Source organism: Bradyrhizobium sp. USDA 223 (assembly GCF_044909005.1).
Classification (GTDB): domain Bacteria; phylum Pseudomonadota; class Alphaproteobacteria; order Rhizobiales; family Xanthobacteraceae; genus Bradyrhizobium; species Bradyrhizobium yuanmingense.
The window spans coordinates 183,792-202,645 of the sequence record NZ_JBIYDR010000001.1 but is presented as its reverse complement, the minus strand read 5'-3'; the positions used below and the strand labels follow the sequence as shown (position 1 = coordinate 202,645).

12 protein-coding genes are annotated in these 18,854 nt (G+C 57.9%); 6 read left to right on the top strand and 6 right to left on the bottom strand.

Annotation, left to right across the window (positions count from 1 at the left end; all coding sequences use genetic code 11):
* The first annotated feature begins 27 nt into the window (after window positions 1-27).
* Window positions 28-429: a hypothetical protein gene (locus ABIA40_RS00910; protein ID WP_404538232.1), complete on the top strand. Its 402-nt coding sequence runs from the start codon at window positions 28-30 to the stop codon at window positions 427-429.
* Window positions 430-952: 523 nt separating this feature from the next.
* On the opposite strand, the gene ABIA40_RS00905 is transcribed toward ABIA40_RS00910, so the two are convergent.
* The 5 genes from ABIA40_RS00905 to ABIA40_RS00885 are packed head-to-tail and all read right to left on the bottom strand — an operon-like array spanning window position 953 to window position 7,562.
* Window positions 953-2,674 (bottom strand): dipeptide ABC transporter ATP-binding protein, encoded by a 1,722-nt coding sequence (locus tag ABIA40_RS00905; protein ID WP_404538230.1) that lies wholly within the window; start codon window positions 2,672-2,674, stop codon window positions 953-955.
* Window positions 2,675-3,538 carry an ABC transporter permease gene (locus tag ABIA40_RS00900; protein ID WP_404538227.1) on the bottom strand — a complete coding sequence of 288 codons (864 nt, stop codon included), beginning with the start codon at window positions 3,536-3,538 and terminating at the stop codon, window positions 2,675-2,677.
* Window positions 3,535-4,491, bottom strand: coding sequence for an ABC transporter permease (locus tag ABIA40_RS00895; protein WP_404538224.1), 957 nt, complete (start codon window positions 4,489-4,491; stop codon window positions 3,535-3,537). Before ABIA40_RS00895 ends, ABIA40_RS00900 begins: the two co-directional genes overlap by 4 nt.
* Before the next feature lie 4 nt (window positions 4,492-4,495).
* Window positions 4,496-6,187, bottom strand: a complete 1,692-nt coding sequence (locus ABIA40_RS00890) for an ABC transporter substrate-binding protein (protein WP_404538222.1) — start codon at window positions 6,185-6,187, stop codon at window positions 4,496-4,498.
* Between the two features lie 34 nt (window positions 6,188-6,221).
* The gene (locus ABIA40_RS00885; RefSeq protein ID WP_404538219.1) at window positions 6,222-7,562 is read right to left on the bottom strand and encodes an NtaA/DmoA family FMN-dependent monooxygenase; all 1,341 of its coding nucleotides are present in this window, start codon (window positions 7,560-7,562) and stop codon (window positions 6,222-6,224) included.
* Window positions 7,563-9,888: 2,326 nt separating this feature from the next.
* On the opposite strand from ABIA40_RS00885, the gene ABIA40_RS00880 reads away from it, so the two are divergent.
* Window positions 9,889-10,797, top strand: coding sequence for a hypothetical protein (locus ABIA40_RS00880; RefSeq protein ID WP_404538216.1), 909 nt, complete (start codon window positions 9,889-9,891; stop codon window positions 10,795-10,797).
* Between the two features lie 989 nt (window positions 10,798-11,786).
* Here ABIA40_RS00880 and ABIA40_RS00875 read toward each other — a convergent pair.
* Entirely contained in the window at window positions 11,787-12,233 is a 447-nt protein-coding gene (locus ABIA40_RS00875) for a VirK family protein (RefSeq protein WP_404538213.1), read from the bottom strand.
* A gap of 693 nt (window positions 12,234-12,926) precedes the next feature.
* Between ABIA40_RS00875 and ABIA40_RS00870 the strand changes: the two genes are divergently transcribed.
* The 4 genes from ABIA40_RS00870 (at window position 12,927) to ABIA40_RS00855 (ending at window position 18,744) form a co-directional block, all read left to right on the top strand.
* On the top strand, window positions 12,927-13,904 hold the full coding sequence (locus tag ABIA40_RS00870; protein WP_404538210.1) for a hypothetical protein: 978 nt from the start codon (window positions 12,927-12,929) through the stop codon (window positions 13,902-13,904).
* 1,996 nt (window positions 13,905-15,900) lie between these two features.
* Window positions 15,901-16,590 carry a response regulator transcription factor gene (locus ABIA40_RS00865; RefSeq protein WP_172787695.1) on the top strand — a complete coding sequence of 230 codons (690 nt, stop codon included), beginning with the start codon at window positions 15,901-15,903 and terminating at the stop codon, window positions 16,588-16,590.
* 69 nt (window positions 16,591-16,659) lie between these two features.
* Window positions 16,660-18,072 carry a type II and III secretion system protein family protein gene (locus tag ABIA40_RS00860; protein ID WP_404546122.1) on the top strand — a complete coding sequence of 471 codons (1,413 nt, stop codon included), beginning with the start codon at window positions 16,660-16,662 and terminating at the stop codon, window positions 18,070-18,072.
* Between the two features lie 9 nt (window positions 18,073-18,081).
* Window positions 18,082-18,744: a CpaD family pilus assembly lipoprotein gene (locus ABIA40_RS00855; RefSeq protein ID WP_404538207.1), complete on the top strand. Its 663-nt coding sequence runs from the start codon at window positions 18,082-18,084 to the stop codon at window positions 18,742-18,744.
* Window positions 18,745-18,854 lie beyond the last annotated feature (110 nt).

Sequence of the window (18,854 nt, the reverse complement as noted above, 5' to 3'; positions counted from 1 at the left end):
TGAAAGCTCGTTCTTCGGATCTGAGCAATGCTCCGCCCCTTCATTCACGGTGCACTCGCTATCAACGCCGATCCTATGCGACATGCCGAGGGTTCCGTATTGCCGGATTTCGGAGGTCCTTTTATTGACCTCTTTGTGCTGGGCGTGCACCCACGTCATGCGCTTTGTGGTGAACTCGTCTGCGAATTGGCGACACGATGCGCCGATGAGGCTCCTGTTGCCTGTTCTTCGCAGCCGACGCTTGAACACGTCAGCCGCATCCTAGTCATGCGTCCCCACCGCTACTCGGCGCGATTGTTCACCAAGCCCGCCAACCTCGACAACGATCTGTCCGTTGACAGTGCCGATATATCTGACAGTGCGGATTATTTCGTCAGCTCTGGGAAACTCCACATCACTCTCCATCAAACCGAATGCGCAAAATTCTAGGTCTTCTTTTTCAGAATGGACCCGCGGCTTGCGGGCGGAAAAGTGATCCTTCATCAACGGCTGCACTCAACCCGCCATCACCTTATCGGTAGCAACGACCGTGCCAGCCTCGTCAGTCGAAATTAGCGAACTGAATAGGGCGTCATGAATTCAAATTGACGCCGAACGTTTCGAATCTGACAAACACGGTCTTTGTCGGGAACCGCACCGTGGCTAGGCTATCGTGAAAGCGAAGATTCCGAGCTCGTTTGCAGGAGAGCAAGAGCCGCACTCCTTGCGGGCAGGCAATTGATGGCTTGCAACTCCACAGGTGCGGATCGTCGGCCTCTTGCTTAGCCTAGATTCGAACTCGGCCGGGCCTGCTTCGCGCGCCGGCCGGTCCCCTGTTTTAACCCGTGGTCCACAGATTGTCCTTCCGAGCGATGAGCGAGGGCGCAATCGCGACCAAATCGCGGGCAAACGCGGCTGCCCCCGCGATCGGCGACAGACAATTTTGGAGAAAGGAAGTCGAATTCGAAGGCATTCACGCGATGCCTTCTTCGAGGATCGTAGCTGAATGACCACTCCGTCCAACATGCACAAGGCGCGGCATGGCCGCGATAAGGCTCTTGGTATAATCAGACTGTGGATTACGAAAAATCTCTTCAGTGGTGCCACTATCGACGATTCTCCCCCGGCGCATAACTATGACGCGGTCGCTGATATGACGAACAACACTGAGATCATGCGAGATGAAGAGATAACTTACGCCGAGGCGGTCCTTCAGATCGCCGAGCAGGTCCAAGACCTGCGCCTGGATTGAGACATCGAGCGCCGAAACGGGTTCATCGCAGACGATAACGGCAGGATTTGATGCAATCGCGCGGGCTATCGCAACGCGCTGGCGCTGGCCGCCCGAGAGATCGAGCGGCCGTCGGTCCAGCAAGGCCTCGGATAGTCCGACCATATCGAGCAGCTCAATAACGCGCTCCTGCCGCTGCCGTTTCTCGACGTCGCCCGAAAGACTATCGGATATGATGCGTCCGGCCGTCCATCGTGGATCAAACGAGCCAAGAGGATCTTGGTAGATGATCGATATTGCCCGCCGCCGAGCCCGCCGTTCGCGTTCCGCGAGCGTGCTCCAAGGCCGGCCTGCAAACTGAACGACTCCATCGTCAGGCTCATCCAGTGCCATGACCATGCGCGCCATCGTCGATTTTCCTGATCCGGACTCACCGACGATGCCCAAAGTCTCTCCGAATCGCAGTTCGAAGGAGACGCCGTCCACAGCCGCCCGTGAAGTGCCATCCGGGCCCTCAAAGCGCTTCACCAGACCTGTCGCTTCGAGCAGGATGGAACGAGCTGGCGGCAACGATTGCACGGGCGGCTGTGTTTGCCGGCCAGGCAAGCGCAGAATAGTCGATGATGAGAGACGTGAGCCGCGCGGCCGGCCTGATGGCACAGCGTCCAGCAGCTGACGAGTATAGGGGTGTCGCGGATCTTTGAATATCTGGACGGCGGGGCCACGTTCGACGACCTCGCCTCCTCGCATGACGAGGATCTCATCCGCCACGCTGGAGACCACTGCCAGATCGTGACTGATCAGGATCAGCGCCTTGCCCCTGGCTTTGGTTTCCTGGAGGAGTGCCAGCACATGAGCCTGCGCCATCACGTCGAGCGCGGTAGTCGGCTCGTCGGCGATGAGGACGCGTGGATCGAGTGCAAGAGCCGCCGCGATGAGAGCTCGCTGACGCTGACCGCCGGATAATTGATGCGGCAGCTGCTCGGCCTTCGTCTCCGGCTCAGGGACACCGACGAGCTTAAGGAGAGCAATGACCCGCTGCGCGAGCTCCTCGCGGGATGATACCGCATTGTGGAGGAGTAAGCCTTCACCAACCTCTTTGCCGATCGGCCGAAGTGGATCAAGCGAGACGAGTGCATCCTGTAATACGAAGCCAATCTTGTTGCCGCGGATGCGCCGCCAGGCTCGATCGTTAAGGCCGATCAGGTCCGTCCCCTCGAAGCTCAGCTGGCGTGCATGAACATTGGCGTGGCGACCAGCAAGGCCTATAAGAGCCCGCGCACTTACGCTCTTGCCCGAGCCGGATTCACCGACAATCGCAAGACATTGTCCCGGCCGCAGGGAGAAGGATATACTGCGCACAGCCGCTTTCTGGGCGATGCCGCGCCCGAAAGAAACACGCAGCGAATCGGCTGTGAGGAGGTCTGCCTGCTGCAAGAGAGGCTGGGGGCCGCCCTGGGACATTCACGTTTTTCCTTCCAGACGGTCCTGTAGATGGCGCCCGACAATGGTGACGCTGAGAGCAAACGCCGTCACCGCCAAACCGGGTATGATCTCCAGCCACCAGGCGTAGATCACATAGTTGCGCCCGGCATTGAGCAGCGCGCCCCATTCAGGGGCCGGGGGAGCGACGCCCAGGCCTAGAAAAGCAAGACCCGAGGCCCATATAATCGCCTGGCCTACGCCGATGGTCATCATTGCCGTCAGCGGGCTCATGGCGTTCGGAAGAATATGCCTCCAGACAATACGGGGAAATGGATGACCCAGCACCTTGGCGGCCTCCACATACCCAGTCCCTTTGATGGCAAGCATCTGGCCCCTGATCATGCGCGCATAGCCTGGCGCTGTGCCGATTCCGACAGCTATGACCTCAGTCACTACCGACGGGCCAAAAACGGTCACGAACACAAGGGCGAGCAAGAGCGTGGGAATCGCGAAGAGCACGTCGACAATCCGGCTAAGAATGCTGTCGACTACGCCACCAGAAAGCGCTGCGGCGACGCCGAAAACGATGGCAATGGACATGCTCAGCGCCGTTGCGCCAAGTCCGATGGCGAGGGATTGGCCCGTTCCCTCGACTATTCGAGAGTAAAGATCTCGCCCCAATTGATCAGTTCCCAACCAATGAATGATCGACGGAGACTGCAATGACGATCTCAAATCAATAGCGAGCGGATCGTGCGTCTGCAGTACCTTTGGGGCCATTGCCGCGAAGGCAAAGAGGCCAATTATGATAAGAGAGACGGTAACCCGGAAGGGAACATGGCGCGTGATTGCCAGGACTTCTTTGAGCGAACGAGATATGGTGACTTCGGGGAACATGCTCATGTCAGCTTGATCCTCGGATCGACCAGCCGGTAAGTCAGATCGACGATCAAATTGGCAATAACGAATACGCCCGCAGAGATCAAAACAGCTCCCGAGACAATCGGAACGTCTCTCGAGGACGTTGCAGCGACGAGGACTCCACCTAGGCCTTGACGGGCGAAAACCACCTCGATCAAAATCGCGCCCGAAAGAAGTTTGCCGAGCGCCCAGCCTGACAAGGTAATCCCGGGCAATGCGGCGTGGCGGAGGACATGGCGAAGCCTGACGCCAAAATCACTCATACCTCTGGCCCGCGCGGACGTGACGAATGGCTGCTCGAGCACGCGCGTGAACTCGTTCTGAACGACTTGTCCGAAAAAGCCCGAGAGTTCAAGAGCCAACGCAAGTGTCGGCAGAATGAGCCCGACCGGAGAATTTCCACCGATGACCGGAAGAATGCGCAGCTTTACCGCAAAAACAACCAGCAAAATTGTGGCCAGCCAGTAAGGCGGCACTGTTGCCAAAAAGACTTGCGTGTCATTGAGCAGCTTCGACCATATGTTGTCTCTGCCGGCGATGAACAAGGTTGTCAGGATGGCGATAATCCATGCGATCAGCAGCGCGGCGACCGCCAGAATAATCGTAGGCCCAATCTGCTCCGTGATGATCCCTGCGACAGGCCGATGCTGCTGGTAGGATTCACCAAGATCTCCATGTAGGATTCCCAGTATGTATTTTCCGTATTGAACCACGAGCGGTTGATCAAAGCCGAATTTCGCATTGATCGCCGCGAGTTCTGCCGAGGATGCCGGTCCGACGTTGCCACTTGTCACATTAATGATGATCTGGGCGCGATCGCCAGGCAGCACACACTGAATTAAGAACGCAAACGTTGCGGCAGCCCACACCACCACCACGCCGGACAATATCCGGCGCGTAAACCAAACAATGGGATGATGGGTTGCTATCTTCATGGCATCATTTTTTCTTGTCGTCGAAATGCGCATCATAGAAGACAGGTTCGCCAACTGACCCACGGTCCAGCCAAACGTCTTTCAGGGTCGGCTTGGTCGCCAAAGTTACGTCCAGCACAGTAAGGCCAATAACGGGTGCCTCATCCACGATCTTCCGTTCCGCCTGCTGATAAAGGGCGGTACGTTCAGCTCCATTGAAATTCTGTTCCGCCCTTTGAATGATGTCCCAAAGCATCAAATCCTGGTAGCGTGAGGGATTGAAGCGATTGGGCTCGCCATTCTGATCGGGCTTCCACGAGATCCGGAATATCTCAGCGCCGGGGGCAACCCAATAGAGGAGAACGACCTCATAATCATCGGGTCCGAGGTTTTTCCCGGCGAAGAAGTCAGCCGGATTGGTGGGTTGAAGACGTACATCAAAACCGGCCGCCTTCGCCTGCTGCTGGACAACTTGCAAGGCTTGCTCGCCATCCGGCTTCAGAAAGGCGTACGAATAGGAAATGCGCACGATCAGCGGACGACCGTTCTTGACGCGAATGCCGTTAGGATTTCTCTCAGTCCAACCAGCCTGATCAAGCAGCTGATTGGCTTTGCGAATATCGTACCCATAGGACTGCCCGAGTTCAGGCAGGTATTCCGGCGAGCTCTGACTTAGCGCACCGTTGCCTTCGAACGGTAAAGAGCCGAGGAAGGATGTGCCGACCGCGGCCTTTCGGTCAGTAGAATAGGCAAAGGCCTTGCGGACGAGCACGTCGTCAAATGGGGGCCGGGCCGTATACAAAGCGAGGCGCAGAGGGGTGCCCCCGGTCAGGTGCCGCAATACTGGAAAGCGGGCGTTGGCGTCCTTCCATGCGACAGCCGGAATGTCGTATATGGCATCGGTCTCGCCCGCGATCAGCGAACCGTATCGGACAGTCTGATCTGGCAGAAACTTCCAACTAATCCCGTCAACGTAAGCCGGCCCTTGATGTTTTGCGGTGGCCGGCGCCGAATTGTAGTCGGGATTGCGGCGGAAGGTGACTTCTCGCCCATGGTGCCACTTGTCGACAATGAATGGACCTGAACCGACGGGGTTCTCGCAATTGACCGCAAGTCCACGTTTGAGTGCCGATGGCGAGAGAATGCCTTGTGAGGATTGGGCGAAGACGTTCAGCAAGGGCTGGAACGGCACCTTCAATTTTACTTCCAATCTCAGAGGAGCAATCGCCCTTGCCGATTCGAAGCTCTCGCCGAGATAAGGAGCAGCAGTCGGATTGCGAAGATCGGGGTTATTGCTGAGCCATCCGTTGATATTGTCAGCGATGGCGTGCGCATCGAGGGCGGTCCCGTCAGTGAACTTTACATTCGGCTTTATCTCGAATGTGTACACCTTTTTGTCGTCGGAGATGGTCCAAGACTCGGCCAGCCATGGCAAGATCTTGCCCTCCTCGTTGCGCGCAACCAGATTATCGCTGTACTGGCGTTGCAGATACCATTGCTGCACCCATCCTCCGAACAGGCAGGCAGGCTCTTGAAAATGCCCGTAACGAATAACGCCTCCTCGCTTGACGCTGCCGGCTAAGCCTTCCTGCGCATGAACGCTGGGTGCCAATTGGGACAGGCCCAAGAGCATGACAAGGGTAGCCGCTACTGTTCTTACTTGACGGTTGGACTTGCCAGTGAAGCGCCTCGCTGACCGCGCATTGGCTAAATGCATATCCAGGCTCCAGAGATTTGGTGTTGAGGAAGCGTCAGAGCGGTGAGCTCGCTGTGGCTCGTGCCGGCTCGAACGGAGTAGAGATGCCGAAATGCTCTCGCAGTGTCTGTCCCAGATATTCTTTGCGAAAGAGCCCGCGCTTCTGCAGGATGGGAACCACATTGTCGACAAACGCTGAAGTGCCATCGGTGAGAACATCCGGAATGATGTTGAAACCATCGACCGCGCCGGCGCGGAACCATGCCTCAATCGACTCCGCGATCTGCTCGGGTGTACCCACAAGCAAGCGGTGGCCAAAAGCTTGAACGCTGCTGATGATCTCGCGAACCGTCCGACCCTGACGCGCCAGAGCTTCAATCGTGCGATGGTGACCGACAGAAAACGGAACATGATCTGCATCAGGCAGAACCTCCTCCGGGATTGGCCTTTCGAGGCTGAGCTTCTCGACCGCCACACCCATGCTTCTTGCAAGGGCGCCAGTGGCGCGCTCCAGATCGAGCAGCCCATCAAGCTTTTCTTTGCGACGAGCCGCTTCGTTCTCGGTGCCCCCGATACAGGTGACAAGGCCCGGCAGGATGAGCGGACCCGCAGGGCGGCCGAATTGCCGAGAGAGCGCACGCAGGCGCTCTGCCTCCCGCAGAGCCGTCGTCAAGTCCCCGGCGGCCGCAAACACGACATCTGCACTGCGGGCACCAAGCCGTAGTCCGGGATCCGAACCGCCCGCCTGAACGATGACTGGGTGACCCTGGGGCGAAGCGGGATGCGTCAGTGGGCCTCGGATGCCGAAACTATTGGTATCGGGATCGAGCAGGCGGAATTGGCTCTGATCTGCGTAAACTCCCGCAGCCTGATCGGCGATGACCACCTCGCCGCTCCAGCTCAGCCAGAGAGCACGGACCGTTTCAACGAAGTCCTCGGCCCGTCTGTAGCGATCCGCTCGCCCGACTTCTCGACCGCCAAAGTTTGCTACCGTCGCCGGGCTCGACGTCGTGACTGCGTTCCAGGCAACGCGGCCACGGCTGATGACATCGAGCGACTGGAAACGCCGAGCGAGATTGTATGGCTCATTGTAGGTCGTCGACGCTGTCGCGATCAGGCCAATCCGCTGCGTTTCGCGTGCAATCACCGCAAGAACGAGGGTAGGTTCGAGCCCATTCAGCGGTGGCTGGTGCGTAATGTCGAAACTTATCGCGGGAGTATCGGCGAGGAATACAGCATCCAGCAGACCACGCTCCGCAACCTTCGCAGCCCGGACGTAGTGCTCGATATCGAAAAAGGCGCTCGGATTTGTACCTGGCCAGCGCCACGCGGCGGAATGGCCACCAGCGCCATGAAGATTTAGGCCGAGATGAAGCATGGAGTTAACCGAAGACATCACAACCCCTAATGCGGCGGCCTCTGAGCCACTTGGTGGGCCTTGAGGACAAGTCAATGTCAGCGACCACCCTGCCCTTTCGCGCAAGCTCACGCTGAATGTGCGCCGGGCAGCCGATTAGAGGCAGGGATAACAAACCGTCGGCTGATGTTAGAGAACTATCACCGAAGAGGAATTCGGCTGCGTGCTGTGATGTTCTGCGCGCGGGCGCAGCCCGCAAGAGCTTCGACCACGGCGGTTGCCGATTGACGCCGTCGTGACAGCCAGTTCCAGCGGCTATTTGATCCCACACGAGTACACTCACATCGGCGCCCCAGAATTCATCAACGAGCCAGCTCCTTCTCAGCAAGGTGTTCTGATGCCCATTCGCGATCGGAACGTTTGGACTCGCGATCGGGCGAGCAAGGATCGACTAGAGGATCTTTAGAGGTCGAGACCATACAAACGCAATAGTTGAGTATTTCAATCTACTATCGTCTGTTGGCATCCCCTTCTATTGCGACGTCTATCTGTTCATCGCTTAGCCCAAATGGTCTCGGATCAGGCTCCTCGAACATGCGCTGCGTGATTGTAGCGACTTTAATTGGCAGCGCCGGCTCAAAGCGAAGAACATGAATTGATGCGCTCGAGAACACACCACAGATTTCGCGAGACATTGTTGATCAACCGCATACTGCCCCGTTGCAAAGCGACATCCGATCAATAAGGCCGCGCCAAGCCAACGATCCAATAATGCGATGAAACATTCTAGATTATAGATGCCTCGTTGAGGCAATGCTTGGGCGCTGAGCTTTGTTCTGCACCACCGTGGCGCCTGCTGCATTCGAAGATCCTCCGGATCTTCGCTTGATTGTCCTGCAGGCGCTGCAGGTTCTGCTTTTTCTATCGGCATGATGACCGACCGCGACGCGACTTTGCAAGAATGCCCGTCCTCGAGGCCTCCCTCATGAGAGCGCCGCGCTATGTGCACGGGACTCAGTTACTTTTGAAGACAAACGCCTTGGAGCGTAAAACATCGGGAGCATCACCGTTCACGAAATCACTCAGTTGGGTATCGGACTGCGTCACTTGTCGGCAGATGGGGTCGGGCGCGCCTTCGTGATGAATCGCAGGCTATCAGCTTCATCAATGCCATTTCGAACCGTCTGGCTAGCCTCGAGGTCTGCGGCCACCTCCAGCGAGAAAAGATCACGGACGACACGCTGCGCGCCCATGGTGGACGAACGCAGGCCCGGCGTTCTGACCTAAGTCACCGCCGTCCCGCCATTAGCAACAGAAATGAAACTCCCCGAGCGCCAAGAGCCGCTTCCTTCGGCTATCCGGGCTGGTCGCTTTGGATCGACCCAGGAAGACTTATGATTGCCCTAGGACTTTTTGTTCAGCTGCGCCTGCAGTTCACACCAAAGGCTTGCGAGGGCGATATGCTTGTAAGGCGCGACCGACGTTGTGGTGCATTGTGTGGCGCATCGGCTGCAAGCGTCAACGCCCGTTTGTCTTTTCCGAACCGAGGCACCCGTGTGCCAGTTCTTGCCGCCGCGGATTCTATGCACCCGAATCGTTTGTGGCCCGGCCAAGCTCTGGTTGGCAGTTCAACGTCTCGCGCCCGCACAGCGTTTTAATGTTGTCAGTTAAGCCATTCCCCATGTGTTGCGGATGCGTGAATCGCAATCGCACGCCCGGCTCTTGTTTTACGGCCAGCGCCCGGCGCACCCACGCGAGGTCTCGTTTCAGCAGTCCCGACAGAGGAATGAGCTTCACGCCACCCCGGCCCGGACACGAGCCCGACGTCTGCGGCCAGGCTCAGCTGTTCGGATCACAGCTAGCATCTTGACGAGCACTTAAAGGAGATCCACTCGGAGCCGATGCAAGCTGGCCCAGGCATACTTCTCCACGCCGCTCAAGCTCACCGATAGCGGCGCTTCCGCCGCGCTGCTTTTCCCCGGACCTTCACACGGCGCTGGCGTGGAGCGGATAGCGACGATGGTCCCAAACTCTGCTCTGCAATGAACAACAGGCTCGCGGGGGTAGTCGGAAAGGAGACCGCGTTTTCTTCAAGCAATGAGTCTGGTCAGCTGTTCGACAGTTAAGCCTTCTAGCATGACAGCATCTTTATCCGGACAGCAGGCCGACTTGATGGCCCACACTCTGGAACAGAAGAATGATTAGGATCGGCGGTCACTCCGACCCATACGCCCTCAACACACCGATCGGTTCGAGAACCGGAGCCGGTGCGTCTTAACGACATTGCGGGCATCTCGGTTTCTGATCCTTATCGGATCAACTTCGTACGAATGATATTGACAACGGCTAGCAAAGGGAGACCGACATGGACCCATTTGAGGACGTCAACCGATCCGAGGCTCGGATGGATCACCTCGAGCCGCAAAAGGAAGAGACAGCGCAAGCAGACTTTGAGCAGCGGCTTAGAGAGTCTCAGCCAATCCTCGCAGCATTGGCTTCACCCGGGGCTGGATCGAGCCGGACGGTAACAGACGGTAACAAGAGAGCGCAAGCTATCCCGGAGAATGAACGGTGCACGGCTGCATCCTTTGTCGGAACGCGCGCTCAACTTGCCGCAACGCTGACGTGCGCTAACATTGCGGAACTCAGAAGAGAAATCGAAATCGCTGCGCAAAGATCAGCAAAATGGTCACGAGCGAGTGGATCGTTGGTCGACCGCGTCGATAGTGGCCGCGTTTACGACGACGTGGTGGGATCGTCATACGTGGAGCTGGAGCGCTTTCAAAACCACGCCAGCCATTGCAAGCCACATGCGTTGGACCGTCAAAGCGCGATGGCCCATTTGCGTTCCATGGCGGCTTTGCGTTACGAAGCCGCCCCATGGAATATATGGGGAGGCCAACGACTTGATCTGGGTCGCACAGCGGCAGAGCACATGAGGGGAGGTACCAGTTCTTCGCCTTTTGTGTCACTGTCCGAGGAGGCCTCACAACTGCTCCTTTCGCCCGACGATGACAACGAGTATGGCGCCAAAGCAATCGCCGAAAACGCGAATGAGTTGCACACCTACACGGTCCCGAGAGTCACAACATGGACGGCGGAAGACATCGTCAGTATTCTCGAGGACGGGACTGAGAATGACGAACCCGCTCTGGCTTGGGTGAGCGATACCCCAACCGAGGAGCGTGAGGTACTATTTCTGGGCGGAAACCTGGATGACTATCGGACCGCTAGCGCATCAAATCCATACAAAACGTCAGGAACAAACGACTGAGTGGTACAGGCCTCGGAAAGGGTGACTTGCCTTTTCCGACGCTCGGAAAAATCAAACAGTAGCGTTTCACGCTACCAATAATACTCCGGCCCAACTGGCCAGCGCGGGGGACTGGCCGAGTACCGCGCTTGGAAACATGAGAGTTTCCGCCCGAACCTGTATCGTCTCTAAAGTTCGCCGCACTTATCCGCGGGTTGGAACGCCCTTGCCGATCATTGTTCAATCTACTTTCCGCCTGGCCAGGTCGAGGTTTTGCGAAGCTAACTGAGTAGCGACAGAACGAGGTAGCCATGCCCGCCGACCGCAGCATGGATCGATACAACGCGATCAGCCCGACCGATGGCCGCGCTCAGCTCTTCCGTTGGCGCGCAATTTGGCTGAACGAGGTGCTCGTCGGCACCTCGAGCAGTTGCCCAAGCTGCCGAAACCACGGATCGTTTGCTCAGAGAGCTTCGATCTGCGCGCGAACGCAGTTTACGACTGAGCAAACCCATAGCGGCCAGCTCAAATGATCTTAAGCGGGATGGTTCAATCACCTTGTGGCTGCATTCGGCAGCACTGAGATTTCAAGGTGAAAGGACCCCCAAAGAGGCGGATGAAGGATACGAGCGCATCCTGGGGGGCCTAGGTCGAGTGTCATCAACGCGAGCCCGCGGCTGGATCGACTTGGAATGTTCTTACGATGACCGCAGACTGCGTGAGGGCGTCCTTGTCGAGCTCATCTGAAGCGTTCAAGTGAGAGCCTTGCTCCCCCCCCTCCGACGACTGCCTGAACCGCCGATCTTCCAATCCCTGATATCGAATCTAGATCGGCGGCCCTCATGAGTTACCTGAGCAGCACGTTCGTGCAACTTGATCCTCGCCCGACGAAACGACCGTCAGAAACACTCTGATCGCTCCTGACGATCGAAAGGATGCGTATCCGTGCGAAGGTGTCCGCGCGATTAAAGGATTAAGTCCTTGAAGCGCCGCCTGCTCTATGCTCTTCGTTACCAGATGAACTTTGCGCCATCCGGCAGTTCGCAGATGAATTCGCCCTGGTTCACGAGTTCGGTGGTCCCGACGACAAGTTTCGAGGCTCGCACCGTCAGCTTGCCTTCGCGGCTAAGGCTATGGCGGATGTACTCGGTCACGGCATGTCCGGAGCTGTCGACCGTTTGATGAGCATTGGCGAAGCTGATGCCGTTCTGGACGGTCACCCTGAAGGCATTGATGACCAGACCGGCTTGCGTCGCCGACGCAGGCTTGCCACCCTCCGCTGTGGTACAGCGGCTCATGTCTAGTATGAGCTTTACATTCTTACCCGCCTGGAGGGCACTAAGCACCTCGGTGTATTTCGGCGAGGGCTCGTCGGCTCTCGCCGGCGCGCTCGCGGTCGCGGTCGCGGCCGAAAGCAAGGACAACAGGATCGTTAGTGCTCGGCCAGTAAACTTCATATGCTCTTCTCCCTCGATAAGTACCACAGATGCGCTTTTAAAGACGTCGTGCTCGCAAGCCACTGTATGATTCCAGACAAACGCGCGCTCGCGCCTGTACAAAAGCAGCCTGTCGCAATGAGGCGCAAGTCGCTGTGATAGCTATTCCGACATCACAACCTCGTAGGTCAGGTTTACCGAAGTGGCTTAGCTTCGCGCACGTCGACTACAACGATTTGATCCAGCCTCGTCCTCCGCTTGGAACAAACAAAACGGAAGCCGGTTGCGCTTGTCCGTCGCAGTCCTAACGGGCGAGAGAATGCAGTTCTCACATCTGCATAAGGAGACGATCTACGAAAGACACTCGACCACCGGCAAGCGCCAGTTCGCCCGTCTTGCTGTGCAAGGGCCGTCTCCCTAGATGAAGCGTCCGCAATGAGGTGGTGGAGCGAACCCGACGCGGCGGTCCGAAAAAGCTCACCCAGCGGACCCGATCTCGGCCTGATCGAACACCAATGCCGGAAGGCACAAGGCAGCACCGTATTATGATCCGTCGCTTCGCGCGGCTTCCGTCCAGCTGACCGTTCGCCACGTTGCCTGAATCTATTCGATTCCTTCCAGAGCTAAATGACCTCCTTCCTGATCCGTCAGCTTCTCGAAAGCTGCACCTGCAACGATCGACGCCGACCGCCTGCACTTCGAAGGGAGACGGAGATGAATGTTGATCCAGGAAATGCCGCAGACACTCCCTTTGAGGTTCACAACCCGCCACAGGAGCCGCGCCGGGTCCACGTGCCTCAGGATGAGCTTAACGCCCAGATCAGCGCGCCGGCGCACAGTTCAAACAACCCAGCAAGCTTCGAGCAGCAGCTGCATGACTTGACTCTAGACGATGTAGATTCGGTCTACCCAACCTCGGCTTCACTCCCCTTAGCGGCACCTTTCGCCACCGCCAGCTCCTCGTCTGGGCCAGGCGCGGCGGCCTCGGAAACCAGTCGCTATCCAGCCCCATCATTTGTCGGCGCGCGCGCCCAGCTTGCGGCAACGCTAATGGGCGCCACGCTCCAAGAGCTCAAGAACGAGATCGCCCTCGCCGAAAAGCAATCAGCGCGATGGACGCCAGCGGCGGACAACGGTGTCGACCGGGATCGCATTTACGACAATATAGCGGCATCGACATATCTCAAGCTGCATCGTTTCCAGAACCAGGACAGCGATTGCAAACCGCGCACGGAAGCCACGACATCTGCAATATCACACGTCCGTAACACGGCGCGGGATCATTCGTCCATTGGGGACCCTCTGGAGCGATATCCCCTGGACCTGGCACGGCAGGCTGGATGGCATATGCGCGGTAAGACCGCTTCTCCATTCGTGTCGTTGGTCGAAGACCCTTCGAAACTCAGCGTTTCCCGCGACCACTGGTCGAGAGCGATCGCAAACAATGCCAACATGCTGCATACCTACGTCGTGCCGAAGTCTGCGGTGTGGACGCCCGACGACGTACTGAGCAGTATTGGCCTTGCAATGAATGTGGAGGATAGCGACAACATCGATGGGGATGTGGATTTGATGTGCTCGCTTGGCAGAACGCCAACTAGTGAGACAGAGCGCTTGTTCCTGGGCGGCAATTTGGAAACCTATCGTGTCGCCTGCGAAGACAATCCCTTCAAGCGGAAGACTGGAGAGTAACGATTAGTCCAACTGGCGACTGCGCCATGCTCGTAGGTCCCTTAATGCTGATTAGATGACCACCCGAAGGAAGGGTCATCCCCGCGAGCCCGCTTCACGAACAACGATAATGGCTTGGCCACAGGCTCTGATACCTATCCCTTGACCCGTGCGAGGGAAGAAGGGGCGCCCACATCGCAAGAGGTACCCGACATTGTGGCGAAGGACACACACGCGCCATTGTTTGTTCTTCCCCGGCCTCATTCGAGTGCTGCGGCCTCCTCGCATCGATCCAGCCGCCGCCGACACCATTCGGAAGAACGTTCAGATGACGCGAGCCGCTAAGGCCGCGCATCGATCGTTTCCGCAGCTCGACCGGCCATTGATGGTGCGATCAATCGCAAGAGATCGAACAGGATCGTATCAAAGATCAAGTCAATAAAGTCTCACTCACGCGGCAAGCCGTGCCGCAGCATAATGGTCTATTCGCCACCTGGATGCGTTCCATCAAAACAATCGATTTTGCCGATCTTGCCTAAAAGCTCCATAGTCGCTCGTGATGCATGGAGGCAGCATTCAAGAATGTCGTTTCGCAACCCTTCCAGTCCCTTGCCTGTTAAATCAGCTCGCGAGCTCCGGCGGCTGCATCGCAGAGGTTAGCTCCTGCGCCTCAGATCGCATTACGGGGCGCCACTGTCCCCCTGCTGAAATCGCACGCACGAAGTCGACCGCACGACCGCGACGTCACACCTAAAGGGCCAGCAAAGACGACCGCCTTCACACACTGTCATCGCCTTTGACTCAAGCTAAGCTTTGATTTGGACCGACGATATGCTCATGACATTGAGGAGATGGACGCGCGCGACGCGCAACTCGATAGTTTGGTTAGGACGTGTCGTCATGGCCAAAGAGTCCTTGCGAGTTCAAGAGCACTGCCACGGACCAGCGGTCAAAAGCACTTGAACCTCACCTAGCGTCAGATTGTAGGATTTCTGACAACCGCGACACCGACCCCGCTCGCGTGAACTCTTCCTGACAGGTAGCAAGAATTGCGAACGTCTCAAAAGAACAATACTCCGCTGCGCCGCCAAATCATGCTGCTGGATAGCTCCTCTCCAGGACGAGCGTCCCACATCGCCCATGTGGAGATCGAAGGATGCAGCGCCGATGCTATCCCAAGCGAATCAAGATGCGCCGTGCGAGAAGAACGCTGGCAGCCGCTATCTCGGCCTTGCGGGGCACACTCCAACTCCGAAATCGAGATCCGATCGTTCTGGCGCCCTGCACTCCGTGAGGCGAAATGGTTCTGGTGTAGGCACCGGGATCTATGCGCGATGGCAAAACTGTGGAGCTCGTTTCTGCAATGGCTCGCAGCTTTCGCTGGGCTGCGAGGTATGCGGGAACCTCGGGCGCGTCAGACCTTCAGCACGGTTGACACCTTGCGTCCGAACAATTGCGAGCGAGAGGGTGCTCTTCCGACCGCGAGGGGCATTGATCGTTTCGGCGTGCATCTCGGCCTGTGAAGCCAGCAGCCAGCTGCCTCGCGTGAGGTGTCCATGAATACCGGAAAGACTTGCACTGTCGTGACTTCACGACACGACAGGCTCGACAGCCCAGCAAGACTGGCCGCAGACCAAGACGAATTGGGGAGTTTCCATGTCGGTTTCGCTCATCTGTTCAGCCACAAATCCGATCGTCTCCCGCGCTTTGGTTTCGCTTACGCGGCTCGGCGCGATTCGTACTGCGGGGGCCGGGTCAGTGCGTGCAAGAACGGCCGCGATCGGCCCACGGACGCTTCAGCGGGCTGCCGCGGTTGCCAGTCTCTTAAACAAAATCAGATCTGGCATGAGGGGCATCTTGAGCGGCGCCGACGCCGTAAGCAGGCCACAGCGGTCCGCTCCACCCTCTCGTTTCGGCTGTTCAAACTCACACCAGTCCAGCCTCCTCTCAGTCCCATCGAGCCCCACGCTCAACCGTGACGCGCTCAGGTCTTCGTGGATGGACGAGAGGCAATGAAATGCGAATTCTTCTGGTTGATCATCATGCGGACTTTGCCCGCCACGTGAAGGAAGTGCTGCTAAGTTGCGGCTTCGCCGTCGACGTAACACGCACGCTGGATGAGGCGGCGGCCGCGCTCGATTGCGCGAACTACCACATGGTCCTGCTCGAATCGGCTTTGCCCGATGGCGACGGATTGGACTGGCTGAAGCAGTTGCGGCGCGAGGGACGGTCAATGCCCACCATGATGATGAGCAGTCTCAATGATCTCGGCCGGCGGATTGCGATTTTCAATGCGGGCGCGGATGATTTTCTGCCTAAGCCCGTGTCTACCGACGAACTCATTGCTCGTATGCGAGCGATTTTACGACGGTCAACGCAAATGACGGCGCCGGTGGTGACATTCGGGAATCTGCATTTCGATCCGATCGCGCGACAGGTATCGGTCGGTGGTCGTATCCTCAGAATTGCGCGCCGGGAAGTGTGCATTCTTGAACATCTGCTCAACCGAGCGGGCCGTACCGTACCGCGCGCATCGCTTGAAGATAGCTTGTATGCATTTGACGACGAAGTCTCGACCAATGCGCTGGAAGTCGGGATCTATCGCTTGCGCACGCATTTGAGCCAGGCGGGTGCAACGCTCAGGATCAAGACCGCGCGCGGTGTCGGTTACACCCTTGAACTCATTGGCGCAGCCTCGGCTGCCTAGCCAATCGAACCTGAAAGCGATACTCCCTTGAACATCGTTGACAATGCCGCCTGCGCTGATGAGCCGTCCATGGTGGCAGGCCGCTCGCACCATGCCACTTTTCACCGTCTCTGCTACGCCCTGTGCGCAGTCGCTCTGTTATTTCCGTTTGCTGCCACAGCTCAGACAAAGCGAGATGGCAAAGCAGAACAGCCACGCGCGGGATCTGGCAGCAGCACTGGCACGCTTAGCCTTACATCCTCGCAGGGCAAGACAGTTCATCTGACGGGACCGGCTGCGAGCATTTTTGTCGCGGACCCGGCGATTGCGGACTATCAGGCGCCGTCGAACACCACGATCTTCGTCTTTGGCAAAAAGTCGGGACGGACGAGCCTGTTCGCCCTGAACGACAAGGGAGAGGCGCTGGCTGAGCTGCGTATTGTCGTTACTCAACCGATCGAGGATCTGCGGGCCGCGCTGAAGGCCGAGGTCGGCGACTATCCGATACAAGTCAGCTATACCCCCCGCGGCGCGATTCTTAGCGGGACCGCGCCCAATGCCGATGTTGTCGAGAACGCCAGGAAGGTCACTGAGCAGTTTCTTGGGGCGGGCGCGCTGGTTGCCAACAAGATACAGGTCGCTGGCTCGTTGCAGGTGAATCTCAGCGTACGGGTGGCAGAAGTCTCCCGCAGCGCAGTCAAGGATCTCAATATCCACTTCACTGCCTCCGGCCCAAGCGGCGCTTTCCTCATTAGCGGCAAAGAGGGGGGGTCCGGCGCGGCCGGCGGCGGCGGCACAATCGGTATCGGGGTTAGCGCCGGCAATACCAACCTCAGCGCTGTTCTCGACGCCCTCGCGAGCGAGCACCTCGCCTCAATCCTGGCTGAGCCGAATCTGACGGCAATGTCCGGCGAAGCCGCAAGCTTTCTCGCCGGCGGAGAATTCCCGATTCCAGTCATGCAGGACAATCGACAGGTTTCCGTCCAATTCCGGCAGTTCGGCGTGAGCCTGGAATTCGTCCCGACTGTGCTTAACAACAATCAGATCAATATACGTGTGAAACCCGAAGTCAGCGAATTGTCGAGCGAAGGCGAAGTCAGAATCAATGGCATGGCGGTCCCTGCACTCTCGACGCGACGCGCGAGCACCGTTGTCGAGCTCGCCAGCGGTCAGAGCTTTGCAATCGGCGGCCTCATCAGGCGCAACTTCAACACTGACATCCGCGAGTTTCCCTGGCTCGGCGATGTGCCGATCCTAGGGGCGCTGTTTCGCTCCTCAGATTTTCAAAAACGTGAAACCGAGCTGGTCATTATTGTCACGCCCTACATCGTGCGGCCGGCATCGAACCCAAACAAGATGAGTGCGCCGACGGACCGCATCTCACCTCCGTCAGACGCGGGGCGCATTTTGACCAACACGGTGGCCCGGCCGCCGCGGGACCGCGATGCGCCTCGCACCAGCGCACCAGGATTGACCGGCAGCGCCGGCTTTATCATCGAATGAGGATCGTCAATGACCTTACGACATTTGTGTCACTTGATCGTTATTGGGACAACATTGGGCGGCTGCGCAAATAGTGCCTCGGTCCATCTCGGGCCGGCTGAACAAGCAATACAAGTAGAGCAGAAGAAACGTATCTTGTTCCTGCAGAGCCTACGTGGCTCCGAAAAGCGTCAGCTGCGGAGCTTTATCGCGAACGTCAGCGGCGGCCGGCGGGATGCACTCCACGTGGATGTCACCGGCTCACCCAGGCTCATTGCCCAAGTGGCGCACGAGGCCCGCGCCATGGGCGTTGCTCCTTATAACATCCGCCTGTCCGCTTCCCCCGTCGATTTGCCGCTCCGTTCCGGCGTGAGGATCGAGGCGATCACCTTTGATGCCCATCCTCCGATCTGTCCGTCGCTTTTGATCGTCGGACCAGCCGTGAACGACAATTCGTTCGAACCCACGCTTGGTTGCTCGACCAAGAACAATCTGGCAGTTATGGTAAACGATCCGCTCGACCTGCTGGATAATCGGTCTGTCATCACAAGTAATGGCGATCGCGCCGCCATTCCTCTGGCCAACTACGGTACCTTCCCCCCGCGTAACAAGAGCAACGGAGAAGAGGGACCAGGTACGGGAGCCCCGAACGCGGCGGGAACGACAGCACCGAATGTACAGCCGCTCCGATAGCAGTTTTTGGCGAATGTCCGGAAATCAACACCGCTGCCCTCCATGTGGTCAGCAAGGAGAGACGAGTCGATCGTGACGCGCAAAGCCGCGCTATGGTTTGGGAGTGGTGA

Excerpts from the sequence above, each read along its gene's own strand:
- ABIA40_RS00910 (WP_404538232.1), top strand. The coding sequence starts at position 28 with ATGCTCCGCCCCTTCATTCACGGTGCACTCGCTATCAACGCCGATCCT.
- ABIA40_RS00905 (WP_404538230.1), bottom strand. The coding sequence starts at position 2,674 with ATGTCCCAGGGCGGCCCCCAGCCTCTCTTGCAGCAGGCAGACCTCCTC.
- ABIA40_RS00900 (WP_404538227.1), bottom strand. The coding sequence starts at position 3,538 with ATGAGCATGTTCCCCGAAGTCACCATATCTCGTTCGCTCAAAGAAGTC.
- ABIA40_RS00895 (WP_404538224.1), bottom strand. The coding sequence starts at position 4,491 with ATGAAGATAGCAACCCATCATCCCATTGTTTGGTTTACGCGCCGGATA.
- ABIA40_RS00890 (WP_404538222.1), bottom strand. The coding sequence starts at position 6,187 with ATGCATTTAGCCAATGCGCGGTCAGCGAGGCGCTTCACTGGCAAGTCC.
- ABIA40_RS00885 (WP_404538219.1), bottom strand. The coding sequence starts at position 7,562 with ATGTCTTCGGTTAACTCCATGCTTCATCTCGGCCTAAATCTTCATGGC.
- ABIA40_RS00880 (WP_404538216.1), top strand. The coding sequence starts at position 9,889 with ATGGACCCATTTGAGGACGTCAACCGATCCGAGGCTCGGATGGATCAC.
- ABIA40_RS00875 (WP_404538213.1), bottom strand. The coding sequence starts at position 12,233 with ATGAAGTTTACTGGCCGAGCACTAACGATCCTGTTGTCCTTGCTTTCG.
- ABIA40_RS00870 (WP_404538210.1), top strand. The coding sequence starts at position 12,927 with ATGAATGTTGATCCAGGAAATGCCGCAGACACTCCCTTTGAGGTTCAC.
- ABIA40_RS00865 (WP_172787695.1), top strand. The coding sequence starts at position 15,901 with ATGCGAATTCTTCTGGTTGATCATCATGCGGACTTTGCCCGCCACGTG.
- ABIA40_RS00860 (WP_404546122.1), top strand. The coding sequence starts at position 16,660 with ATGGTGGCAGGCCGCTCGCACCATGCCACTTTTCACCGTCTCTGCTAC.
- ABIA40_RS00855 (WP_404538207.1), top strand. The coding sequence starts at position 18,082 with ATGACCTTACGACATTTGTGTCACTTGATCGTTATTGGGACAACATTG.